Origin of the sequence: Sphingomonas kyeonggiensis, assembly GCF_030812785.1 — a bacterium.
GTDB lineage: Bacteria > Pseudomonadota > Alphaproteobacteria > Sphingomonadales > Sphingomonadaceae > Sphingomonas > Sphingomonas kyeonggiensis_B.
Genome location: NZ_JAUSTJ010000002.1, coordinates 108957 through 129515 on the forward strand (window position 1 = coordinate 108957; position 20559 = coordinate 129515).

At 66.6% G+C, this 20559-nt stretch carries 25 protein-coding genes; 24 read left to right on the forward strand and 1 reads right to left on the reverse strand.

Annotation, left to right across the window (positions count from 1 at the left end; translation table 11 throughout):
- From rpsQ to rpmD, 10 genes are all read left to right on the forward strand, one after another.
- Positions 1 to 273, forward strand: a complete 273-nt coding sequence (gene rpsQ / locus J2W22_RS10020) for a 30S ribosomal protein S17 (RefSeq protein ID WP_307118125.1) — start codon at positions 1 to 3, stop codon at positions 271 to 273.
- Between the two features lie 61 nt (positions 274 to 334).
- Positions 335 to 703, forward strand: coding sequence for a 50S ribosomal protein L14 (rplN, locus tag J2W22_RS10025; RefSeq protein WP_086128650.1), 369 nt, complete (start codon positions 335 to 337; stop codon positions 701 to 703).
- Positions 703 to 1020: a 50S ribosomal protein L24 gene (gene rplX, locus J2W22_RS10030; protein ID WP_307118126.1), complete on the forward strand. Its 318-nt coding sequence runs from the start codon at positions 703 to 705 to the stop codon at positions 1018 to 1020. The genes rplN and rplX overlap by 1 nt, the downstream gene beginning before the upstream one ends.
- Positions 1013 to 1594, forward strand: coding sequence for a 50S ribosomal protein L5 (gene rplE, locus J2W22_RS10035; RefSeq protein ID WP_277768561.1), 582 nt, complete (start codon positions 1013 to 1015; stop codon positions 1592 to 1594). The genes rplX and rplE overlap by 8 nt, the downstream gene beginning before the upstream one ends.
- 19 nt (positions 1595 to 1613) lie before the next feature.
- Complete coding sequence (rpsN, locus tag J2W22_RS10040; RefSeq protein WP_137861460.1) at positions 1614 to 1919, forward strand: 30S ribosomal protein S14; 306 nt, start codon at positions 1614 to 1616, stop codon at positions 1917 to 1919.
- A gap of 11 nt (positions 1920 to 1930) precedes the next feature.
- Positions 1931 to 2326 carry a 30S ribosomal protein S8 gene (gene rpsH / locus J2W22_RS10045; protein WP_086128654.1) on the forward strand — a complete coding sequence of 132 codons (396 nt, stop codon included), beginning with the start codon at positions 1931 to 1933 and terminating at the stop codon, positions 2324 to 2326.
- Complete coding sequence (gene rplF / locus J2W22_RS10050; protein ID WP_307118127.1) at positions 2326 to 2859, forward strand: 50S ribosomal protein L6; 534 nt, start codon at positions 2326 to 2328, stop codon at positions 2857 to 2859. Before rpsH ends, rplF begins: the two co-directional genes overlap by 1 nt.
- A complete protein-coding gene (gene rplR / locus J2W22_RS10055; RefSeq protein ID WP_184170695.1) occupies positions 2859 to 3218 on the forward strand; it encodes a 50S ribosomal protein L18 in 360 nt (119 codons plus the stop codon). Before rplF ends, rplR begins: the two co-directional genes overlap by 1 nt.
- 2 nt (positions 3219 to 3220) lie before the next feature.
- Positions 3221 to 3952, forward strand: coding sequence for a 30S ribosomal protein S5 (rpsE, locus tag J2W22_RS10060; RefSeq protein WP_307118128.1), 732 nt, complete (start codon positions 3221 to 3223; stop codon positions 3950 to 3952).
- 6 nt (positions 3953 to 3958) lie between these two features.
- Positions 3959 to 4138 carry a 50S ribosomal protein L30 gene (gene rpmD, locus J2W22_RS10065; protein WP_086128658.1) on the forward strand — a complete coding sequence of 60 codons (180 nt, stop codon included), beginning with the start codon at positions 3959 to 3961 and terminating at the stop codon, positions 4136 to 4138.
- Positions 4139 to 4388: 250 nt separating this feature from the next.
- Here the strand turns inward: rpmD and J2W22_RS10070 are convergent, their stop codons facing one another.
- Positions 4389 to 6086, reverse strand: a complete 1698-nt coding sequence (locus J2W22_RS10070; RefSeq protein WP_307118129.1) for an ATP-binding protein — start codon at positions 6084 to 6086, stop codon at positions 4389 to 4391.
- A 186-nt stretch (positions 6087 to 6272) separates the two neighbouring features.
- On the opposite strand from J2W22_RS10070, the gene rplO reads away from it, so the two are divergent.
- The 14 genes from rplO (at position 6273) to J2W22_RS10140 (ending at position 20491) form a co-directional block, all read left to right on the forward strand.
- Positions 6273 to 6824 (forward strand): 50S ribosomal protein L15, encoded by a 552-nt coding sequence (gene rplO, locus J2W22_RS10075; protein ID WP_307118130.1) that lies wholly within the window; start codon positions 6273 to 6275, stop codon positions 6822 to 6824.
- A 165-nt stretch (positions 6825 to 6989) separates the two neighbouring features.
- The gene (gene secY, locus J2W22_RS10080; protein WP_307118131.1) at positions 6990 to 8351 is read left to right on the forward strand and encodes a preprotein translocase subunit SecY; all 1362 of its coding nucleotides are present in this window, start codon (positions 6990 to 6992) and stop codon (positions 8349 to 8351) included.
- A 33-nt stretch (positions 8352 to 8384) separates the two neighbouring features.
- Positions 8385 to 9038, forward strand: a complete 654-nt coding sequence (locus tag J2W22_RS10085; protein WP_307118132.1) for an adenylate kinase — start codon at positions 8385 to 8387, stop codon at positions 9036 to 9038.
- Between the two features lie 364 nt (positions 9039 to 9402).
- Positions 9403 to 10422, forward strand: a complete 1020-nt coding sequence (locus tag J2W22_RS10090) for a polysaccharide deacetylase family protein (RefSeq protein ID WP_307118133.1) — start codon at positions 9403 to 9405, stop codon at positions 10420 to 10422.
- Positions 10423 to 10450: 28 nt separating this feature from the next.
- Positions 10451 to 10966 carry an SRPBCC family protein gene (locus J2W22_RS10095; RefSeq protein WP_307118134.1) on the forward strand — a complete coding sequence of 172 codons (516 nt, stop codon included), beginning with the start codon at positions 10451 to 10453 and terminating at the stop codon, positions 10964 to 10966.
- A 390-nt stretch (positions 10967 to 11356) separates the two neighbouring features.
- Positions 11357 to 12046 carry a response regulator transcription factor gene (locus J2W22_RS10100; protein WP_307118135.1) on the forward strand — a complete coding sequence of 230 codons (690 nt, stop codon included), beginning with the start codon at positions 11357 to 11359 and terminating at the stop codon, positions 12044 to 12046.
- A gap of 413 nt (positions 12047 to 12459) precedes the next feature.
- Positions 12460 to 12828 (forward strand): 30S ribosomal protein S13, encoded by a 369-nt coding sequence (gene rpsM, locus J2W22_RS10105; protein ID WP_307118136.1) that lies wholly within the window; start codon positions 12460 to 12462, stop codon positions 12826 to 12828.
- Positions 12829 to 12853: 25 nt separating this feature from the next.
- Entirely contained in the window at positions 12854 to 13243 is a 390-nt protein-coding gene (rpsK, locus tag J2W22_RS10110; protein WP_010545745.1) for a 30S ribosomal protein S11, read from the forward strand.
- 96 nt (positions 13244 to 13339) lie between these two features.
- Complete coding sequence (locus tag J2W22_RS10115; RefSeq protein WP_307118137.1) at positions 13340 to 14407, forward strand: DNA-directed RNA polymerase subunit alpha; 1068 nt, start codon at positions 13340 to 13342, stop codon at positions 14405 to 14407.
- Positions 14408 to 14826: 419 nt separating this feature from the next.
- A complete protein-coding gene (locus tag J2W22_RS10120; RefSeq protein ID WP_307118138.1) occupies positions 14827 to 15321 on the forward strand; it encodes a hypothetical protein in 495 nt (164 codons plus the stop codon).
- A gap of 1 nt (position 15322) precedes the next feature.
- Positions 15323 to 16630 carry a DNA-packaging protein gene (locus J2W22_RS10125; protein ID WP_307118139.1) on the forward strand — a complete coding sequence of 436 codons (1308 nt, stop codon included), beginning with the start codon at positions 15323 to 15325 and terminating at the stop codon, positions 16628 to 16630.
- A 166-nt stretch (positions 16631 to 16796) separates the two neighbouring features.
- A complete protein-coding gene (gene rplQ, locus J2W22_RS10130) occupies positions 16797 to 17219 on the forward strand; it encodes a 50S ribosomal protein L17 (RefSeq protein WP_307118140.1) in 423 nt (140 codons plus the stop codon).
- 109 nt (positions 17220 to 17328) lie between these two features.
- A complete protein-coding gene (locus J2W22_RS10135) occupies positions 17329 to 18111 on the forward strand; it encodes a hypothetical protein (protein WP_307118141.1) in 783 nt (260 codons plus the stop codon).
- A gap of 241 nt (positions 18112 to 18352) precedes the next feature.
- Positions 18353 to 20491, forward strand: a complete 2139-nt coding sequence (locus tag J2W22_RS10140) for a prolyl oligopeptidase family serine peptidase (RefSeq protein ID WP_307118142.1) — start codon at positions 18353 to 18355, stop codon at positions 20489 to 20491.
- The last annotated feature ends 68 nt before the right edge of the window (positions 20492 to 20559 follow it).

Sequence of the window (20559 nt, forward strand, 5' to 3'; positions counted from 1 at the left end):
ATGCCGAAGCGCGTGCTGACCGGGAACGTGGTTTCCGACAAGGGCGACAAGACCGTGGTCGTGCTGGTGGAGCGCAAGGTGAAGCACCCGCTCTACGGCAAGATCATCCGCCGCTCGAAGAAGTATCACGCCCATGACGAGGCGAACGAGTACAAGGCCGGCGAGACCGTGCGCATCGAAGAGACTGCGCCGATCTCCAAGCTCAAGACCTGGAAGGTGATCGAGCGGGTGAACACCCACGCGACCCCGGCCAAGTCGGACGCCGCCGCCTAATTTTTCAACTGGAACCGCCGGGCGACTGTCCCGGTAGGCCTAACGAGAAGGAACCGGATCAATGATCCAGATGCAGTCCAATCTCGACGTCGCAGACAACAGCGGCGCGAAGCGGGTGCAGTGCATCAAGGTGCTGGGCGGATCGAAGCGTCGCTTCGCCTCCGTGGGCGACGTCATCGTCGTCAGCATCAAGGAAGCTGCTCCCCGCGGCAAGGTGAAGAAGGGTGACGTGCACCGTGCCGTCATCGTCCGCACCGCCAAGGACGTCCGCCGCGCCGATGGCTCGGTCATTCGCTTCGACGGCAACGCTGCCGTCCTGGTCAACAAGAACGAGGAGCCGATCGGCACCCGTATCTTTGGCCCGGTGGTCCGCGAGCTGCGCTCGAAGGGCTTCATGAAGATCATTTCGCTCGCCCCCGAGGTGCTGTGATGGCTGCTGCCAAGATCAAGAAGGGCGACCAGGTCATCGTCCTGTCCGGCAAGGACAAGGGCCGGACCGGTGAAGTCGTCAAGTCGCTGCCCAAGGACGGCAAGGTCGTCGTTTCGGGCATCAACGTCGCCGTGCGTCACCGCAAGCCGAGCCAGACCAACCCGCAGGGTGGCCTGGAGCGTTCGGAAGCGCCGCTGGCGATCTCCAAGGTCGCGCACGTGACCAAGGACGGCAAGCCGACCCGCGTCCGCTTCGAGGAGCGCGACGGCAAGAAGGTCCGTGTCGCCGTCAAGACCGGGGAGGTCATCAATGGCTGATTCCTACACGCCGCGCATGCGCAAGCTCTATGACGAGACCATCGCCAAGGCGATGACCGAGAAGTTCGGTTACAAGAACGTCATGGAAGTGCCGAAGATCGAGAAGATCGTGCTCAACATGGGCGTCGGCGAGGCTACCCAGGACAAGAAGAAGGTCGAGCAGGCCGCTTCTGAAATGGAGCTGATCGCGGGCCAGAAGCCGGTGATCACCAAGGCGAAGAAGTCGATCGCGCAGTTCAAGCTGCGCGAGGGCATGCCGATCGGCGCGAAGGTCACCCTTCGCCGCGAGCGCATGTACGAGTTCCTCGACCGCTTCATCACGATCGCGCTGCCGCGCGTTCGCGACTTTCGTGGCCTCAACCCGAAGTCGTTCGACGGCCGTGGCAACTATGCCTGCGGTCTCAAGGAGCAGCTGATCTTCCCGGAAATCAGCTACGATAAGGTCGACAAGATCCGCGGCATGGACGTGATCGTGACCACCACCGCGAAGACCGACGAGGAAGCTCGCGAGCTTCTCCGTCTCTTCGGTTTCCCGTTCCCGCAGGATGCGGACGGCGAAGCCAAGGCCGCGTAAAGGAAAGAGAACTTAAGTCATGGCGAAACTGAGTTCCGTGAACAAGAACGAGCGTCGCAAGCTGCTGGTGAAGAAGTACGCCGGCAAGTATGCGAAGCTCAAGGCGATCGCGAATGACGAGAGCCTCGATGAGACCGAGCGTCTCATCGCGCGTCTCAAGATGGCCGAGCTGCCGCGCAACGGCAACCCGACCCGCATTCGCAACCGGTGCGAGCTCACCGGCCGCCCCCGCGGTTACTACCGCAAGTTCCGTCTCGCTCGTGTGATGCTGCGTGATCTGGCCAACAAGGGCCTCATCCCCGGCGTCACCAAGTCGAGCTGGTAAGGATCACGAAGATGGCAGTGACCGATCCCCTGGGTGATATGCTCACCCGCATCCGCAACGGCCAGCGCGCCCGCAAGGACTCCGTCCTTACGCCGGCGAGCAAGCTGCGTGCGCGCGTTCTCGATGTGCTCCAGCGCGAAGGCTACATCCGTGGCTACAGCGAAGAGCAGATGGGCCCCGCCGCGGGCATCCGCATCGAGCTGAAGTATTTCGAGGGCCAGCCGGCGATCAAGCACGTCGCGCGCATCTCGAAGCCGGGCCGCCGCGTCTACTCGGGCAGCCAGGAGCTTCCCCGCGTGCGCAACGGCCTCGGCATCACGATCGTCTCGACGCCGCGTGGCGTTCTCTCGGACGCGGAAGCGCGCGAGCAGAACGTTGGTGGCGAAGTGCTGGCGGAGGTGTTCTGATGAGCCGCATCGGTAAGAAGCCGGTTCTCGTCCCTGCGGGCGTGACCGCGACTGTCGACGGCGATCAGGTTTCGGTGAAGGGCCCGAAGGGCACCCTCTCGATCCCGAAGGCCGATCTGATCAGCTACGAGCTCGTCGAAGGCGGCATCTCGGTGCAGCCGGCGAACGACACCAAGCGCGCCCGTGCCTTCTGGGGCATGCAGCGTACCCTGGTGCAGAACCTGGTGACCGGCGTGACCACCGGCTTCTCGAAGAAGCTGCTGATCACCGGCGTCGGCTACCGTGCGGCTGCGCAGGGCAAGGTGCTCAAGCTCCAGCTCGGCTATTCGCACGACGTCAACATCGACGTGCCGGAAGGCATCGAGATCAAGACCCCGGATCAGACCACTGTCGAGATCTCGGGCATCGACAAGCAGAAGGTCGGCCAGATTGCGGCCGAGATTCGCCGCTGGCGCAAGCCCGAGCCGTACAAGGGCAAGGGCATCAAGTACGACGGCGAGTTCATCTTCCGTAAGGAAGGGAAGAAGAAGTGATCAGCACCAAGGGTCTCTCGCTTTTCGCGAAGCGTCGTCGCCGCAACCGTACTGCGCTTCGTGCGCGTGCCGGTGGTCGTCCGCGTCTTTCGATCCATCGCTCGGGCAAGCACATCTATGCCCAGGTGATCGACGATGCCGCCGGCAAGACCGTTGCCGCGGCTTCCACCCTCGACAAGGACGTGCGTGGCAAGACCGGCGCGACCATCGAGGCCGCCCAGGACGTCGGCAAGCGTGTTGCCGAGGCCGCCAAGGCCGCCGGCATCACCCAGGTCGTGTTCGACCGCGGTGGCTTCCTCTATCATGGCCGCGTCAAGGCGCTGGCCGATGCCGCTCGTGAGAGCGGGCTGGAGTTCTGAGAATGGCTGACGAAAACAACCAGGCGCCCGCAGAGGGCGCGGGCTTCGAAGCCCAGGACGCCGGCGCTCCCCAGGAGCAGCAGGGTCGTGGCCGCGGCCGTGGCCGTGGCGGCCCGGGCGGCGGTGGCGATCGTGGCCGTGGCGGCCGTGACGGCAACCGCGGTCGTCGCGACGACCGTCGTGGCCAGAACGCCGAGGACGGTGGCGAGGAGCTGATCGAGAAGCTGGTCCACATCAACCGCGTCTCGAAGACGGTGAAGGGCGGCAAGCGCTTCGGCTTCGCGGCGCTGGTCGTCGTGGGCGACGGCAAGGGCCGTGTCGGCTTCGGTCATGGCAAGGCGCGCGAAGTGCCGGAAGCCATCTCGAAGGCGACCGCTTCGGCGAAGAAGAAGATGCTGCGCGTTCCGCTCAAGGAAGGCCGCACGCTGCACCATGACGGTGCTGGCCACTTCGGTGCCGGCCGCGTCTATGTGCGCTCGGCGCCGCAGGGTACCGGCATCATCGCCGGCGGTCCGATGCGCGCCGTCTTCGAATCGCTCGGGGTGGCCGATGTGGTGACCAAGTCGGTCGGCACTTCGAATCCCTACAACATGATCCGCGCCACCTTCGAAGCGCTCGGCGAGCAGACCTCGCCGAAGAGCGTTGCGCAGCGCCGCGGCAAGAAGATCGCCGACCTGCTCGGCCGCGGCGGTTCGCAGACCGCCGAGGCGGACGCTGCGGCTATCGCGGAGTAATCGATCATGGCGAAGATCAAGATCCAGCAGATCGGTTCGCCGATCCGCCGCACCAAGGATCAGCGCGCGACGCTGATCGGCCTGGGCCTCAACAAGATGCACAAGGTCTCGGAGCTCGAGGATACGCCCGAAGTTCGTGGCATGATCCGCAAGCTGCCGCACATGGTGAAGGTGCTCGAGGGCTAAGGCCTTCGCCACCCGGCAAGATTGAGAAGGGGCGGCAGGCGACTGTCGCCCCTTTTCGTTTGAGCGGACGCTGACTGGCCAACCGGAACCGACTATCCTGAATAGCCATGGAGCTCGTCGAGATGGCGTGTCGAAGGACCTCCTCCGATACGGGGCTTCGACAGGCGTGGCCCTCCACTCAGGATGATCGGTGGGGGTGATGGTGGCGTGCGGACGATGCCGGCTCACGCCGAGCAGCAGGGCACAAGCCTCACGCCGCAGCGCGCAGCGTGGGATCGCGGGGCACGGTGAAGCTCACCATTGCGCCGCGGGAAAGATTCTCGGCCTTCAGCTCGCCGCCATGCACGTCGATGATGCTGCGGCAGATCGACAGCCCAATGCCCAGGCCCTGCGCGGCCTTGGTCGAGATGAAGGGCATGTTGAACTTGTCGAACACCGCATCGGGGATGCCGGGACCCGTGTCCTCCACGCTGATGCGCAGGAAATCCTCCGAGGCGACCGCGCAGGTGATGCGGATCGCGCGCCGCTCGGGCGGAAGCGCCGCCATTGCGTCCTCGGCATTGCGGATCAGGTTGACCAGCACCTGCTGGATCTGGATCCGGTCGATCAGCGCTTGGGCGGGCGGCTGCATGCCGGAATAGGTGATCCGCGCGGAAGGGGCGACCTTGGCGCCGCGCGCCAGCTCGATCGCATCGTGGATGACATCGTCTATAGGCTCGATGCGCAGGTCGGCGTCCCCCTTTGCCAGATAGTCGCGGATCCGCCGGATGATGTCGCCCGCGCGCGAGATCTGGCCGCGCGCCTGGCGGATCTGCAGCTGCACCGCCTCGCGGTCGCCATCGCCGTCGCGCTTCAGCATGAGCTCGCTGACCGAGAGGAAGTTCGACGCGGCTGCCAGGGGCTGGTTGAGCTCGTGCGCCAGGCCGCCGGCCATCTCGCTGAGCGACGACACCCGCGCGCTATGGGCGAACTCGTCGCGGATCACGTCGAATCGGTGCTGTGCCTGTTGCTGCTTGTCGACGTGGCGGAAATAGAGCGCGAGCAGGGCGCCGACCATCAGGGTCAGCGCGGATGCCAGCACCAGGAACCAGCGCGCCCGCTGACGCGCCGGCCCTAAGATGTCGCTCTCGCCGATGCCGGAGGTGACGAAGATAGGATAGTTGTCCAACCGCTGGTGGCTGAACAGGCGGCGCTTGCCGTCGATCGCGCTCGGCCCCCAATATTCCCCATTGGGATCAGCCTGCTGGCGCTGCATCACCAGCGTATCCTTGAGGTCCTGCCCCCAGCTCACCGTCTGCCCTTCGCGCCGGGCCAGCGTCATGCCGCGCAGCGAGATGATCGAGATCAGGTCTTCGGGCCGATAATGCAGGCCGGCGTTGAAATCGACGAATCGACCGGTCGGGATATCCACTGCCACCGCGCCGGCGAAATCGCCGCGGGCATCGCGCCAGGACCGGGCGATCAGCAGCACGGCTTCCTTCGATCCCTCCGGCTCGGTGGGGTTGGAGATCGCCCGTGCGACTCCGGGGGCGTCGTGCAGCTCGCGGAACACGCGCTTGTTGCGGACATTGACCGGGCCGCGCTGCTTGGTGGTGAAGAGGATGTGGCCGTCGCGGTCGGCGATCTCGGCGCCGGTGATCATCGGGCCGAAATAGCGGGGCAGGGTGATCAGTTGGGGCTTGCTGTGGTCTGCCTTGTCGACAAGGGCGCCATAGCGCTCGCCGAGATACTGCGTGGCGAGGTCGGCCACTTCGAGCGTGCGCCGCACATATTGCTCGAAGGCGACCACCCGGTCGCGATTCTCCCGCGATGCCGATCGCACGGCCAGGTTGTGGTCTTCCTGGATCTGCCAGATCACCGCGACCCAGGAGATGACGACGAAGAGCAGCGCTCCGGCCACGACGATCCGTGCCGATGGCAGACGCAGGATGGCCAGGAGATTCTTCATCGCCCCCTTGTGCCTCCGCCGAGGGAAGGGCGACAAGTTCGATCTTATACGAATGGCGGCGCGAGTGCCGGCCCGGGCGCGAGGCCGTGGCGGCAGCGAAAACGGGGGTGACAAAGCCTGCTCGCGACGCTATGGGCCCCGCTTCCTTTTCCATCAGCGCGACAAAAGCGAAAGCGAGTGCATAGTATGAAGCTCAACGATCTCCGCGATAACAATGGTGCCCGCAAGAGCCGCGTCCGTGTCGGCCGCGGTATCGGTTCGGGCCTGGGCAAGACCGCTGGCCGCGGCCAGAAGGGTCAGAAGAGCCGCGAAGGCGTCTCGATCAAGGGCTTCGAGGGCGGCCAGATGCCGCTCCACATGCGCATCCCGAAGCGCGGCTTCAACAACATCTTCGCCAAGGACTATGCCGAGGTGAACCTGGGCGCGATCCAGAAGGCGGTCGATTCGGGCAAGCTGACCGCGACCGACATCACCCAGGCCGAGCTGAACGCGGCGGGCCTGACCCGCGGCGGCAAGGACGGCGTGCGCGTGCTCGGCAAGGGCGAGTTCTCGGCCAAGCTGAACTTCACCGTCGCCGGCGTGTCGAAGTCGGCTCGCGAGGCGATCGAGAAGGCCGGTGGCAGCGTGACGATCCCCGAGATCGTGCCGGCTGCCGAGAAGGCCAAGGCCAAGCACCGCGTCGTCCAGAAGGCGCGTGCGGCCGACAAGGAAGCCAAGAAGGCCGCCGCCAAGGCGTGACCATGCCGGTCCCCGGCCTCGCGCCGGGGCAAGCATGACGCCGTTCGGCGACTTGTCCCCAGCGTCTCGCCGGGGACAGATTGCCCTAAGGGTTGGACACCCTATATGAACGGCGGGGGGCGGAGACGCTCATCCGCCGTTTCTGTTTCCGGGACCTAATACGACATGGCCTCCGCCTCCGATCAACTTGCTTCCAGCATCAACCTGGCGAAGTTCGCCAAGGCTACCGATCTCAAGAAGCGCCTGTGGTTCACCCTCGGCGCACTGATCGTCTTCCGCATGCTGAGCTACGTGCCGCTTCCGGGCGTCGACCCCACCCAGCTGAACCTGCTCGCGCAGCAGACCCAGGGCGGCGTGCTCGATTTCTTCAACAACTTCACCGGCGGCGCGCTCAACCGCATGTCGATCGTCGCGCTCGGCGTGATGCCCTACATCACCGCCTCGATCGTGGTGCAGCTGGCGACCTCGCTGTCGCCGACGCTGAACGCGATCAAGAAGGAGGGCGAGAGCGGCCGCAAGCGCCTCAACCAGTACACCCGCTACGGCACGGTGGCGCTGACCGCGGTGCAGGGATACTTCATCGCCGTCGGTCTCGAGACCTTCGGCGCCAGCCAGGGCCTGCAGCCCGTGGTGGAGCCCGGCATGATCTTCCGCATCGGCGCGGTGATCTCCCTGATCGGCGGCACCATGTTCCTGATGTGGATCGGTGAGCAGATCACCAATCGCGGCATCGGCAACGGCATCTCGCTGATCATCATGGCGGGCATCGTCGCCCGCCTGCCCACCACGCTCGTCCAGCTGTTCGAGAGCGGCCGCACCGGCTCGATCGATCCGCTGCGCCTGATCATCATCATCGTCGGCGTGGCCGCGCTGGTGCTGTTCATCTGCTTCATGGAGCGTGCCCAGCGGCGCATCCTGATCCAGTATCCGAAGCGCCAGACCGCGCGCGGCGTGCAGGCTGAGCGCAGCCACCTGCCGCTCAAGCTCAACACCGCCGGCGTGATCCCGCCGATCTTCGCTTCGTCGCTGCTGCTGCTGCCGCTGACGGTCACCCAGTTCGCCGGCAACATGACCGCGGGCGAGAACTGGTACAGCGACCTGATCATCAACCTGAACACGTGGCTGCGTCACGGTTCGCCGATCTACATGGCGCTCTACGGCTTCGGCATCATCTTCTTCTCCTTCTTCTACACCGCCGTGGTGTTCAATCCGGAGGAGACCGCCGAGAACCTCAAGCGCTATGGCGGGTTCATCCCGGGCATCCGTCCGGGCAAGAACACCGAGCTGTACTTCGACTACGTGCTCACCCGCATCACCGTGATCGGCGCTGCCTATCTGACGGTCATCTGCCTCGTTCCCGAAGCGGTGTTCTCGTCGATGAGCATTCCGTTCCTGATGGGCGGCACCAGCCTGCTCATCGTCGTCAACGTGACGATGGACACGGTGACGCAGATCCAGTCGCATTTGCTGGCGCACCAGTATGGCGATCTGATCAAGAAGGCGAAGCTGAAGGGTCGCGCGCGTTAAGCGCGGCCCAGAGCCTAAGAGGGGACAGGCTTAGTGAACATCATCCTGTTGGGCCCGCCGGGAGCCGGCAAGGGCACCCAGGCCAAGCGTCTCGAGCAAGAGCGGGGCATGGTCCAGCTCTCGACGGGCGACATGCTGCGCGCCGCGGTGAAGGCGGGAACGCCCACGGGCATCCAGGCCAAGGCCGTGATGGATGCCGGCGAACTGGTCTCGGACGCGATCGTCTCGGGGATCATCGGCGAGCGGCTGGACATGGAAGACACGCTGAAGGGCGCGATCTTCGACGGCTATCCGCGCACCGCCGCCCAGGCCGAATCGCTCGACACGCTGCTGAGCGAGCGCGGCCGCCAGCTCGACTTCGTGATCGAGCTCGAAGTGAACGAGGATGCGCTGGTCGAGCGCGTCGAGGGTCGTTTCACCTGCGCGAACTGCGGTGAGGGCTATCACGACAAGTTCAAGCTGCCCAAGGTCGAGGGCACCTGCGACGTGTGCGGCCATCACGAGTTCAAGCGCCGTCCGGACGACAATGCCGAGACTGTGCGCACCCGCATGGCCGAATACCGCGCCAAGACCGCGCCGATCCTGCCCTTCTACGAGGCCAAGGGCCTGGTGCGGAAGGTCGACGGCATGGCCGACATCGCCGAGGTCGGCGCGCAGATCGACGCGATCCTCGACGGCAAGGCGTGAGATACCCCTCCTTGTGAGGGACTGGATTTGGGAAAGGCCGGGCATGACGCCCGGCCTTTCCTGTTTCTGATGCCGGTGGGGCGAGCGTGAGCTGCCTTGACAGATACTTCGTCACCCCGGCCTTGTTCCGGGGTCCACCGTGCCGCGCAGACCCGGCAAGCGCCTCCAGGGTCTGCCTTGCCTCCCGGTGGACCCCGGCACAAGGCCGGGGTGACGAATGGAATCCGGAGGGCATCCAACGCCAGCGTCTCCTTCGTAACGGTGCAAGTCATTGTAATATATTGTTGCTCTAACCCCTGCTTAAGCACGGGGTGTGACGATCCCCCGGTCCGGCCATGCAGGCTGGGTGGGGGATTTTCGTTCGATGCTGCCCAAGCGCGCATTGCTGAGAGCTGCCGGCCTAACCGGCCTGTCCGCGCTCGCTCGCCGCGCGACGGGCGGCCAGCTGCGCATCCTCTGCTATCACGGCCTCTGGCTCGCGCCTGGGGCGCCGTTCGGCAGCTGCCTGTTCATGACACCCGACATGTTCGCCGCCCGCATGGCGCGGCTCGCCCGCTCGGGCCTGCCGGTGCTGCCGCTCGGCGAGGCAGTCGAGCGGCTCGCCGCGGACCGGCTGCCACGCTCCGCGGTGGTGATCACGATCGACGATGGCTGGGCCTCGACCCACAGCCATATGCTGCCGGTGCTGGAAGCGCATCGCCTGCCCGCGACGCTCTATGCCACCACCTGGTATGCCGGCCGCGACCTGCCGGTGGTCAATGTCGCGGTCGACTATCTCATCGCGGCATCGGGGCGGGCAGGCGAGGATCGCGGCGCCGTCATCCGCCGGATAGAGGCGCTGCCGGAAGGCGAGCGGCTCGCGGCGCTGCGCAGCTATGGCCGCGCGCTGGGCGTAGGCGAGGCATGGCTCGAGCGCCGCCAGTTCCACCTGATGCGCCCCGACGAGATCGCCGACGCCCATGCGCGCGGCCTCGACATCCAGCTCCACACGCATCGCCATATCGACGTCTCCGGCCGCATCGGCCAGCTGGTGCCCGAGATCGAGGCCAACCGCGCGGCGATCCTGGCGGCAACCGGCGGGACGACACCGGAGCATTTCTGCTACCCGAGCGGCACCTTCCATCCGTCCGCACCGGCGCTGCTCGCTGCCAGCGGGGTGCGCTCGGCCACCCTGGTCAGCGAAGGCCTCAACCCGCCCACGGCGGACCCCTATGCGCTGCGCCGCTTCGTCGATGGGCAGCATGTCTCGGCCAGCGCATTCCAGGCCTATCTCGACGGCACGCTCCATTACCTGTCGCTTGCCCGCAAGGCCGCCGAGCGGATCGAGGTCGCAGTGCCGCGCCGTGTCGCCGCTGCTTCTGGAATGCTGCTCTGCGCGCTATGATCCTCCCGCTTCATGAGGGGAGGGGAATATGAAGACCCGTTCGCTGATCACCCTGACACTGCTCGCCGCATCGCCGGCCGCCGCCGAAGTCACTGCATCCGCCGATACCAGCTTCATCGTCACGCATAAGCTGGCGGTCGCCGCCTCGCCGGCAAAGCTCTGGGCGACGCTGGTTGAGCCCGCCAGCTGGTGGAACCCCGAACATAGCTGGTCGGGCGATGCCGCGAATCTCTCGATGGATGCGCGCGCCGGCGGCTGCTTTTGCGAGAAGCTGGCCGAGGGCGGCAGCGTCGAGCATCTGCGGGTGCTTTTCGTTCAGCCGAACAAGCTGCTGCGTCTTGGCGGCGGACTGGGACCGATCCAGGCGATGCCGGCCAGCGGCGTGATGACCTTCGCGCTCAAGCCGGGCGCTGATGGCAAGTCGACCGAGCTGACCGTCACCTATGCGGTGGCCGGCGGGCCGGGGCTGGGCAAGATCGCCGCGCCGGCCGACGGCATGATTGCCGGCCAGCTCGCCAGGCTGAAGGCGACAGCGGAGCGGTAAGCCCTCCAGTTCCTCGCCGGCAGGAGCTCGGCGAGGGATCGCCAAATCAACATTACCTTTTTGTCATGCCCCGGTCACCGCCCGGGGCAGGGGGTAATCGTATCTGGGATCCGTGGCCGGCGGGATCGTCGGTCGCACGCAGAGGTCTTCAGCATGCGGTCCGCCTCTCCGCGCTTTTCGGCTCAGGGCCGATCGCCGCCCCCGCGATCGTTGCCCGGGTGCCCGCCTCGCCACTGCCCCGGCGGGGCGGGTGTCGCCTGAAGCGCAGGGCTGGCCGCACGCCCCTGAAGTCGTCGATGCTGCCCTGGCATCGACGCAATGGCCGGCGGACACCCCCTTGTTCGCCGGCCAACCCTCTCTTGGAGCGGATGGACGCGGTTGGAGCGACGGATGAATCACCGGATCCTGATCGTTGAGGATGACGCCGCCGCCGCGGACTTCGTGACGCGCGGGCTTGCCGATGCCGGCTTCGCGGTCGAGTCCTGCGAGGACGGCCGCGCCGGCCTGGCCCGGGCCGAGACGGGCAATTTCGATCTCTGGATTTTCGATCGCATGCTTCCCGGCATGGATGGGCTGTCGCTGCTCGGCCTGCTGCGCGAGCAGGGGCGGCGGACCCCGGCGATCATGCTTTCCGCGCTCGGTACGGTGGACGACAAGGTCGGCGGCCTCGCCGCTGGTGCCGACGACTATCTCGCCAAGCCCTTCTCCTTTGCCGAGCTGCGGGCGCGCGTCGCCGCGCTGCTGCGCCGCGCCGACCGGGCCGAGGCGGAGACCCAGGCCACGCGCATCGTGGTGGGCGATCTCGAGATCGACCTGCTTTCCCGCACGGTCGCGCGCTCCGGTCGCGCGGTATCGCTGGTTGCCCGCGAATTCCACCTGCTCGAATATCTCGCCCGCCATGCCGGCGAGGTCGTCACCCGGACGATGATGCTCGAGCATGTCTGGAACTGCCGTTTCGATCCGGGCTCGAACGTGGTCGACGTCCATATCGGCCGCCTGCGCCGCAAGCTGGAGGAAGGCGAGCGCCCGATCCTCCATACCGTGCGCGGCGCGGGGTATCGGCTGGCGGTGGAGGGCTAGTCCCCCTCCATATCGCTATCCCGGCCTCGTGCCGGGGCGACGGGAACCTTGCAAGATAGGACTTCGCCTGCTCTCTGAAAGCATGGTGCGGCTCTCCTCGCCCACACGCAAGTGTATCAAGAGATTCAATGAATTGTTCGATCCGCAGGTCGAACGTTGCATGCCGGGACGGTGGGCCCTCGGGCTGCTTGGCGGCAGAGGCGGGATGGTGTATGAGTCGCTTTCCGGCGAAAGCCTTTCCCGCAGCGCTTGACTCGGCGTTGGCGGATGCATATGTCGCGCATCTTCCGAAAGATCGGTTTCACGGCGGCGCCTTGGCGTGTTCGTCGTGCCGCTGCATTTCGGAAGTCAACGCTACGAGATGGGGTGTGAGCTGCCATGCGGCACCCCGTGGAGCTGGGAGAAAAAATTTCATGGCTCGTATTGCGGGTGTCAACATCCCGACCAACAAGCGCGTCGTCATCGCGCTGCAGTACATCCACGGCATTGGCCCGGCCAAGGCCAAGGAGATCACCGAGAAGCTGAACATCGCGGCCGAGCGCCGGGTTCAGGACCTCTCGGACCAGGAAGTCCTGCAGATCCGCGAGGCGATCGACGCCGGCTACACCGTGGAAGGCGACCTGCGTCGCCAGACCGCGATGAACATCAAGCGCCTGATGGACCTCGCCTGCTACCGTGGCCTGCGCCACCGCAAGGGCCTGCCCGTCCGTGGCCAGCGCACGCATACCAATGCGCGCACCCGCAAGGGCAAGGCCAAGCCGATCGCCGGCAAGAAGAAGTAAGCGCTAGGTCGGAAGGGACAGAAAAATGGCACGTGAACCGCAGCGCATTCGCCGTCGCGAGCGCAAGAACATCACCGCCGGCGTCGCCCATGTGAACGCCAGCTTCAACAACACGATGATCACCATCACCGACGCGCAGGGCAACGCCATCTCGTGGTCGTCGGCCGGCATGATGGGCTTCAAGGGCTCGCGCAAGTCGACCCCGTACGCCGCCCAGGTCGCCGCCGAGGACGCGGGCCGCAAGGCCGCCGAGCACGGCGTGCGCACCCTCGAGGTCGAGGTCAAGGGCCCGGGTTCGGGTCGCGAATCGGCGCTCCGTGCGCTGCAGGCGGTCGGCTTCCAGATCACGTCGATCCGTGACGTGACCCCGATCCCGCACAACGGCGTCCGTCCGTCGAAGCGTCGTCGCGTCTAAATCCTGCTTGCACCGCGAGCCCTGAGGCGGGCTCGCGGTCCTGCAGCTGTTACCTGGCGGGATGGCCTCAAATCCCGCCCAACATGAGGAAAGCCCGTGTCGGTCAACGCTAAGAACTGGCAGGAACTCAAGAAGCCCAACGGCCTCGAGAAGAAGCCCGGTGGCGATCCCAAGCGCAAGTCGACCTTCGTAGCCGAGCCGCTGGAGCGTGGTTTCGGCCTGACGCTCGGCAACGCGCTGCGCCGCGTGCTGCTTTCGTCGCTCCAGGGTGCCGCGGTTACCTCGATCAAGATCGAGAACGTCCTCCACGAGTTCAGCTCGCTGGCAGGCGTGCGCGAGGACGTGACGGACATCGTCCTCAACGTCAAGCAGATCGCGCTCAAGATGCAGGGCGAAGGCCCGAAGCGCCTCCAGCTGTCGGCCACCGGCCCGGCTGAGGTGAAGGCCGGCGACATCGCCGTGTCGGGCGACATCGAGGTGATGAACCCCGATCTCGTCATCTGTCACCTGGACGATGGCGCGACGCTCAACATGGAGCTGACCGCCGACACCGGCAAGGGCTATGTCCCCGCCGCGTCGAACCGTCCGGCAGACGCCCCGATCGGCCTGATCCCGGTCGATGCCCTGTACAGCCCGGTCCGCCAGGTTTCGTACAAGGTCGAGAACACCCGCGTCGGCCAGGAGCTCGACTACGACAAGCTCACGCTGTCGATCGAGACCGATGGCACGATCACCCCGGAAGACGCCGTGGCCTATGCCGCGCGCATCCTCCAGGACCAGCTGGCGCTGTTCGTCCACTTCGACGATTCGGCGGTTACCCGTTCGGCTCCGATCGGCATGGCAGCTGCGGCTGCTCCGGCCGAGGGCGGTTCGGGCGATGCGTCGCAGATCAACCGTTACCTGCTGAAGAAGGTCGACGAGCTGGAGCTTTCGGTCCGCTCGGCGAACTGCCTCAAGAACGACAACATCATCTATATCGGCGACCTGGTCCAGAAGACCGAAGCCGAGATGCTGCGCACGCCGAACTTCGGCCGCAAGTCGCTCAACGAGATCAAGGAAGTCCTGTCGTCGATGGGTCTCCGTCTCGGCATGGAAATCCCGGGCTGGCCGCCTGAGAACATCGAAGAGATGGCCAAGAAGCTCGAGCAGGAGATCATGGGCTAAGGCCTGCGATCACCGCGAAACAAACGAAAGGGCCGTCCCGAAAGGGGCGGCCCTTTTGCTTTGCCTGTGCCCCTCGGTGGTGACGTAGTTTGAAGTTACCCAGCGGGCCAACCCACAACCGTCATCCCGGCGAAAGCCGGGACCCAGGGTTTCTCTGCCTTGTCGCTCTTGGCTCTGGGTCCCGGCTTTCGCCGGGATGACGATATGGGAAGTCGACACCGCCAAATTACGTCACCACCGCCCCTCTCTGCCCTTGACATCGCCGCGCTGATATGGTACAAAACAGGAACAATGCCGTCCTGCGCCTTTGCGCCGGGCGGCATTGTTCGTTTCCGGGATGAGCGATGGCGGGTGGCGACATGGGGAAGATGGGTGAGCAGGGGCGCGTGGTGCGGCAGGCGCGGAATCGGAAGACGCAGGTGATCCGTACCGGGGGCAAGCGCTGGTCCCATGCGGCGGAGCGGGCGTTCCTGGAGGAACTGGCGGCGACCGCCAATGTGCGGGCGGCGGCGGAGGCGGCGGGCTTTTCGACCACGGCGATCTATCGGCGGCGGATGCGCTGGCCCGGCTTCGCGGCCGCGTGGCAGGCCTGCCTGGAGCAGGGCTATGCGCGGATCGAGACGCAGTTGATCGCGCTCGCCACCGACAGCCTGCGGAGCGAGCCGGTCAGTGGCGCCGCCGTGGCGACCGGCAAGGCGATGAGCGTCGCGGAGGCGATGAACCTGCTCAAGCTGCACCGCGCTTCGGTGAAGGGCGGCGCGCCGCAGCGCTATGACGCACGCGCCCGGCCGCCCGACATCGAGGCGGTGCGGGCGAGCATCCTGCGCAAGATCGAGGCGATCGAGCGTGCCGGTGCCGGTGCGGGGAAGCCGGCGCGGGCCGCGAAGCGAAGCGGGCGGACAGGGGAGGCGTGAAATGGGGATGCTGGCGCCGCGGATCGGGCGGCTGGATGCCGGACAGCGTTTGCGGCTGCTCGATGCGCTGAGTGCGGCGGAGCTGCGCGCGCTCGACGGCGACTGGAGCGAATGGGCCCATGCCGGGCAGCAGGCGCCCGAGGGGGACTGGCGGACCTGGGTGCTGATGGCGGGGCGCGGCTTCGGCAAGACGCGGGCGGGCGCCGAATGGCTGCACGCGCTCGTCCGCGAGAGCGGTGCGGTGCGGATCGCGCTGGTCGCGGCGACGATCGAGGAGGCGCGTCGGGTGATGGTGGAAGGCCCATCGGGGCTGCTCGCCACCGCGCCGCACGGGGGCGTGCGCCCGAGCTTCGAGGCCAGCCGGCAGCGGGTGGTCTTCGCCAACGGCGCCGAGGCGGTGCTGTTCTCCGGCGCCAATCCGGACGCGCTGCGCGGCCCCGAGCATCATTTCGCCTGGTGCGACGAACTCGCCAAATGGCGCCATCCCCAGGAGAGCTGGGACATGCTGCAACTGGGGCTGCGCGCCGGTGTGGCACCCCGCGCGCTGGTCACCACCACGCCGCGGGCGGGGCTGGCGGCGCTGCGCGGGATATTGGCCAGCCCGGACACCGTCGCGACGGGCGGGGCGTCGGGCGACAATCCGCATCTCGCCCGATCCTGGCTCGATGCGATGGCCGATGCCTATGGCGGCACCCGGCGCGGGCGCGAGGAGATCGACGGGCTGCTCGATCCCGATATCGAGGGCACGCTGTGGCCGTCGGCGCTGATCGAGGCGTGCCGTGGCCCGGCGCCCGACCCGGCCGGGCTGGTGCGGGTGGTGATCGGGGTGGACCCGCCGGCCAGCGCCGGAGGGACGTGCGGCATCGTGGCGTGCGGGGTGGATGCGGACGGCATCGGCCATGTGCTGGCCGATCATTCGGCGAGCGGGCTTTCGCCGGAGGGCTGGGCGCTGCGCGTCGCGGCGGCGGCGGAGGCGTGCATGGCCGATCGCGTCGTGGTGGAGACCAACCAGGGCGGCGACATGGTGCGCGCGGTGCTGCGCGCGGCGAATGTGCGGCTGCCGCTCCGCACGGTGACGGCGACGCGGGGCAAATCGGCGCGCGCCGAGCCGGTCGCCGCCCTGTTCGAGAGCGGCGGGGTGCGACTGGCCGGACGGTTCGACGCGCTCGAGGCGGAATTGATGGGCATGACCGTGGCGGGAAGCTATAACGGCCCGGGGCGCTCGCCCGACCGCGCCGATGCCATGGTATGGGCAATCTGGGCGCTGATGCTGGCGGCGCCGGCCCCGCCGCGGGTACGCACGGCTTGACTTTCGCGCCCGAATCCGCTTTGGGCGCGCCTTCGCGAAATTCGCACACGGGTTTTGGGCAGCGGCCCTTATCGCTGCCTGGCTTGGGGTACCGGAGGGTACCCATCAAAGTAATACTTTGATGGGCGCCCCCAAACGGCCCCCAGACGAACTGAAGGAAGTTACCATGCGTCATCGTGTTGGCGGCCGTAAGCTGCAGCGTACCTCGGCTCACCGCATTGCGCTGTTCCGCAACCTGAGCGCCGCCCTGATCAAGCACGAGCAGATCACCACCACCCTCGCCAAGGCGAAGGAGCTTCGCCCGTACGTGGAGAAGCTGATCACGCTCGCCAAGAAGGGTGGCCTGTCGAACCGCCGTCTGGCCCATGCTCGCCTGCTCGACGATGCGCAGCTGGTGAAGCTGTTCGACGTGCTGGCGACGCGCTATGCCGACCGCAACGGCGGCTATACCCGCATCATCAAGACCGGCCCGCGCGCTTCGGACGCCTCGCCGATGGCGATCATCGAGTTCGTCGATCGCGACGTCTCGGCCAAGGGCCAGGATTCGGGCCCGGTGCTGGCCGACGAGGACTTCGACGCCGTCGCCTGATCGGCCTCGATCATCGAGATAGGAAAAGGGCGGTCGCACCACGGTGCGGCCGCCCTTTTCCTTTGGGGGCCACCCCGGCGCGGGATACATTCGTGGCGAGGAGAGGCAGTTGAGAGCAGGACTGGCCATCACGATGCTCTTCGCGCTGGCGGGGTGCGACTCGCCGGGCAATGTCGCCGACCCGCAGCCTCAGCCGCAGGCGAAGCCGATCGCCCGCACCGTTCTGGAAAGCGAGGACAGCGCGAAGTTCCGGATGGCAGCACGCAGGCTCTACGCATCGCTCGGCATGCCGTCCTGCGATGCGCCGGCGGGCTTCGACCGCAAGGCGCAGCTCGAGCCCGATCGCGCGGAGGTCGCCGCATTCGAAGCGCGGCTGGGGACGAGCGGGGCGGCCTTCCAGCTGGCGATTGCGCGCGCCGACGCCGAATACACTCTGTCATGCTGGAACGACCGCGACATCGCCTTTGCCCGCAAGCATGTCGAGATGACGCGCGAGGATGTGGCGGGCGGCCTGGCCAGCTTGCGTGCGCTTCTGCCCAGCCTCGATCGCGGGCCGGTGCACGAGCCGATCCCCGCCCGCAGCGCTGCGTTCCGTGGCCTGGTCCGCCGGCTCGTCGAGGCTGTGCAGCCGCAATGCCAGCTTGCCGATGGCGCTGCGAACGAAGCGATTCTGGCGCCCGCGCTCGAACTGGTCCGGCAGTTCCAGACGCGCCTGCCCGATGCGGTCCACCGCCACCATTATGCGATCGCCAAGGCGGATGTGGACCTCGAGCAATCGATGACGCTGGTCGAATGCGTGGCGCCCTCGCGCGTTTCGCCGGACCGGCTGCGCGACGACCTGCTCGCCGATGTCCGCCGCCGGATCGCGGCGCTGCAGGCGATCCGCCTCTAGCTTCGTTTCGCGGGCGGAAAGTTTTTCCTTCCCTCCCGGCGCCGGGTCCGGCTCCCCACATCCGTAGCATGAACAGGAACCCTTCCCATTCCAATGTCGGTGCCTGGCTTTCGGCCGGCGTGGCGCTCGCTCCCGTCCTCGGCGCCCTGGCCTGGGTCGTTTCGGAGACATCGGTGCTCGGTTTCGCTTGAGCGGCGGCGAGGGGGCGCTAGCCTAGGGGCATTCGCCATTCGGAGGCCCCATGCGCCGCTCTCTCATCCTTTCCCTGCTTCTTGCGACCCCCGCATTCGCCCAGACCCAGCCGGAGACCAAAGTGACCAAGCTTGCCTATCCCGAAACCCGCCGCGTCGACGTGGTGGAGGAGCAGTTCGGGGTGAAGGTGGCGGATCCCTATCGCTGGCTCGAGAATGACGTGCGGAACGACAAGGAAGTCGCCGCCTGGGTCGATGCCGAGAACCAGGTGACCAACAGCTATCTTGCCACGCTGCCGGGCCGTGACTGGTTCAAGGCGCGGATCAAGCAGCTGTTCGATTACGAGCGCTTCGGCGTGCCGCAGAAGAAGGGCGGCCGCTATTTCTACATGCACAATAGCGGCCTGCAGAACCAGGCGGTGCTGTTCGTCCGCGACAAGCTCGATGGCGAGGGCCGGGTGCTGATCGATCCCAATGGCTGGTCGAAGGACGGCGCCACCGCGCTTTCCGAATGGGCGCCGTCGGAGGATGGCAAGTACCTGCTCTACGCGATCCAGGACGGCGGCACCGACTGGCGCATCGGAAAGGTGCTCGACGTCGCCACCGGCAAGGAGACCGGCGACAGCGTCCACGGCATGAAGTTCACCCTGGCGGCGGTATGGGCCAAGGACGGTAGCGGCTTCTTCTATTCGCGCTACCCGGACGTCGCGGCGGACGCGAAGTTCCAGGCGCTCAACGAGAACCACAAGATCTACTTCCACAAGCTCGGCACGCCCGACAGCGCCGACAGGCTGGTCTACGAGACGCCGGATCATCCGAGCTGGAGCCACTATGCCCAGATCACCGATGACGGGCGCTGGATGGTGATCACCACCAGCGAGGGCACCGACGACCGCTACCGGATCTCGCTGATCGACCTGAAGGACCCGGCGATGAAGCCGCGGGTGATCATCCCGGCGCTGGAGAACAGCTGGGGCCTGGCCGGCAATGTCGGCAGCAAATTCTACTGGGTGACCAACAAGGGCGCGCCCAAGCACAAGATCGTGACGATGGATGTCGCCTCGGCGGACCTGGCGACGAGCGAGCTGGTGCCCGAGGACAAGGCGACGCTGGAAGGCGCCGCGATCGTCGGCGGCACGCTGGTCGCCAGCTATCTGGTCGACGCCAAGACCGAGGTGCGCCGCTACAAGCTCGACGGCAGCGCGCTCGCCCCGGTCAAGCTGCCGGGCGTCGGCAGCGCCTCGGGCTTCGGCGGCGAGCCGGACGATGCCGAGACCTTCTATTCCTATACCAGCTTCAACGAGCCGACGACGATCTACCGCTACGACATGGCGAGCGGGGTGAGCACGCCCTGGGCGCGGCCGAAGCTCGACTTCAAGCCGGAGGACTACAAGGTCGAGCAGCGCTTCTTCGCGTCGAAGGACGGGACCAGGGTGCCGCTGTTCATCGTCCGCAAGGCGACCACCACCGGCCCGGCGCCGACCCTGCTCTGGGGCTATGGCGGCTTCAACGTGTCCTACGGCCCCAGCTTCTCGTCCTCGCGCCTGGCATGGCTGGAGCAGGGCGGCGTGTTCGTCCTCGCCAACATCCGCGGCGGCGGCGAATATGGCAAGGCATGGCATGACGGCGGGCGGCTGGCGAACAAGCAGAATGTGTTCGACGATTTCATCGGCGCCGGCGAGTATCTGATCCAGCAGGGCATCACCGGCAGGAACCAGCTGGCGATCCAGGGCGGCTCGAACGGCGGGCTGCTCGTGGGCGCGGTGGTCAACCAGCGGCCGGACCTGTTCGCCGCGGCGCTGCCGGCGGTGGGCGTGATGGACATGCTGCGCTTCGACCGGTTCACCGCCGGCCGCTACTGGGTCGACGATTACGGCTATCCGTCGAAGGAAGCCGATTTCAGGACGCTCTACGCCTATTCGCCGTACCACAACGTCAAGTCGGGCGTGGCCTATCCGGCGATCCTGGCGACCACGGCGGACACCGATGACCGCGTCGTGCCGGGGCATACCTTCAAGTACACCGCGGCGATCCAGCATGCCGATATCGGCGACAAGCCGCACCTCGTCCGCATCGAGACGCGCGCGGGGCACGGCTCGGGCAAGCCGACCGACAAGATCATCGACGAGGCGGCGGACCTCTGGGCCTTCACGGCGAAGTGGACCGGCCTGACGGTGAAGACCAAATAGGCGAGGATCCGCTTTTCCTTCCCTTCGCGGCCAAGTATCCCTCCAGCCTTCAAAGGGGCTGGGGGGAT

What these genes read in the sequence shown, in the direction of transcription:
- rpsQ (WP_307118125.1), top strand. Translation starts at nt 1, where the DNA reads ATGCCGAAGCGCGTGCTGACCGGGAACGTGGTTTCCGACAAGGGCGAC.
- rplN (WP_086128650.1), top strand. Translation starts at nt 335, where the DNA reads ATGATCCAGATGCAGTCCAATCTCGACGTCGCAGACAACAGCGGCGCG.
- rplX (WP_307118126.1), top strand. Translation starts at nt 703, where the DNA reads ATGGCTGCTGCCAAGATCAAGAAGGGCGACCAGGTCATCGTCCTGTCC.
- rplE (WP_277768561.1), top strand. Translation starts at nt 1,013, where the DNA reads ATGGCTGATTCCTACACGCCGCGCATGCGCAAGCTCTATGACGAGACC.
- rpsN (WP_137861460.1), top strand. Translation starts at nt 1,614, where the DNA reads ATGGCGAAACTGAGTTCCGTGAACAAGAACGAGCGTCGCAAGCTGCTG.
- rpsH (WP_086128654.1), top strand. Translation starts at nt 1,931, where the DNA reads ATGGCAGTGACCGATCCCCTGGGTGATATGCTCACCCGCATCCGCAAC.
- rplF (WP_307118127.1), top strand. Translation starts at nt 2,326, where the DNA reads ATGAGCCGCATCGGTAAGAAGCCGGTTCTCGTCCCTGCGGGCGTGACC.
- rpsE (WP_307118128.1), top strand. Translation starts at nt 3,221, where the DNA reads ATGGCTGACGAAAACAACCAGGCGCCCGCAGAGGGCGCGGGCTTCGAA.
- rpmD (WP_086128658.1), top strand. Translation starts at nt 3,959, where the DNA reads ATGGCGAAGATCAAGATCCAGCAGATCGGTTCGCCGATCCGCCGCACC.
- J2W22_RS10070 (WP_307118129.1), bottom strand. Translation starts at nt 6,086, where the DNA reads ATGAAGAATCTCCTGGCCATCCTGCGTCTGCCATCGGCACGGATCGTC.
- rplO (WP_307118130.1), top strand. Translation starts at nt 6,273, where the DNA reads ATGAAGCTCAACGATCTCCGCGATAACAATGGTGCCCGCAAGAGCCGC.
- secY (WP_307118131.1), top strand. Translation starts at nt 6,990, where the DNA reads ATGGCCTCCGCCTCCGATCAACTTGCTTCCAGCATCAACCTGGCGAAG.
- J2W22_RS10090 (WP_307118133.1), top strand. Translation starts at nt 9,403, where the DNA reads ATGCTGCCCAAGCGCGCATTGCTGAGAGCTGCCGGCCTAACCGGCCTG.
- J2W22_RS10095 (WP_307118134.1), top strand. Translation starts at nt 10,451, where the DNA reads ATGAAGACCCGTTCGCTGATCACCCTGACACTGCTCGCCGCATCGCCG.
- J2W22_RS10100 (WP_307118135.1), top strand. Translation starts at nt 11,357, where the DNA reads ATGAATCACCGGATCCTGATCGTTGAGGATGACGCCGCCGCCGCGGAC.
- rpsM (WP_307118136.1), top strand. Translation starts at nt 12,460, where the DNA reads ATGGCTCGTATTGCGGGTGTCAACATCCCGACCAACAAGCGCGTCGTC.
- rpsK (WP_010545745.1), top strand. Translation starts at nt 12,854, where the DNA reads ATGGCACGTGAACCGCAGCGCATTCGCCGTCGCGAGCGCAAGAACATC.
- J2W22_RS10125 (WP_307118139.1), top strand. Translation starts at nt 15,323, where the DNA reads ATGGGGATGCTGGCGCCGCGGATCGGGCGGCTGGATGCCGGACAGCGT.
- rplQ (WP_307118140.1), top strand. Translation starts at nt 16,797, where the DNA reads ATGCGTCATCGTGTTGGCGGCCGTAAGCTGCAGCGTACCTCGGCTCAC.
- J2W22_RS10140 (WP_307118142.1), top strand. Translation starts at nt 18,353, where the DNA reads ATGCGCCGCTCTCTCATCCTTTCCCTGCTTCTTGCGACCCCCGCATTC.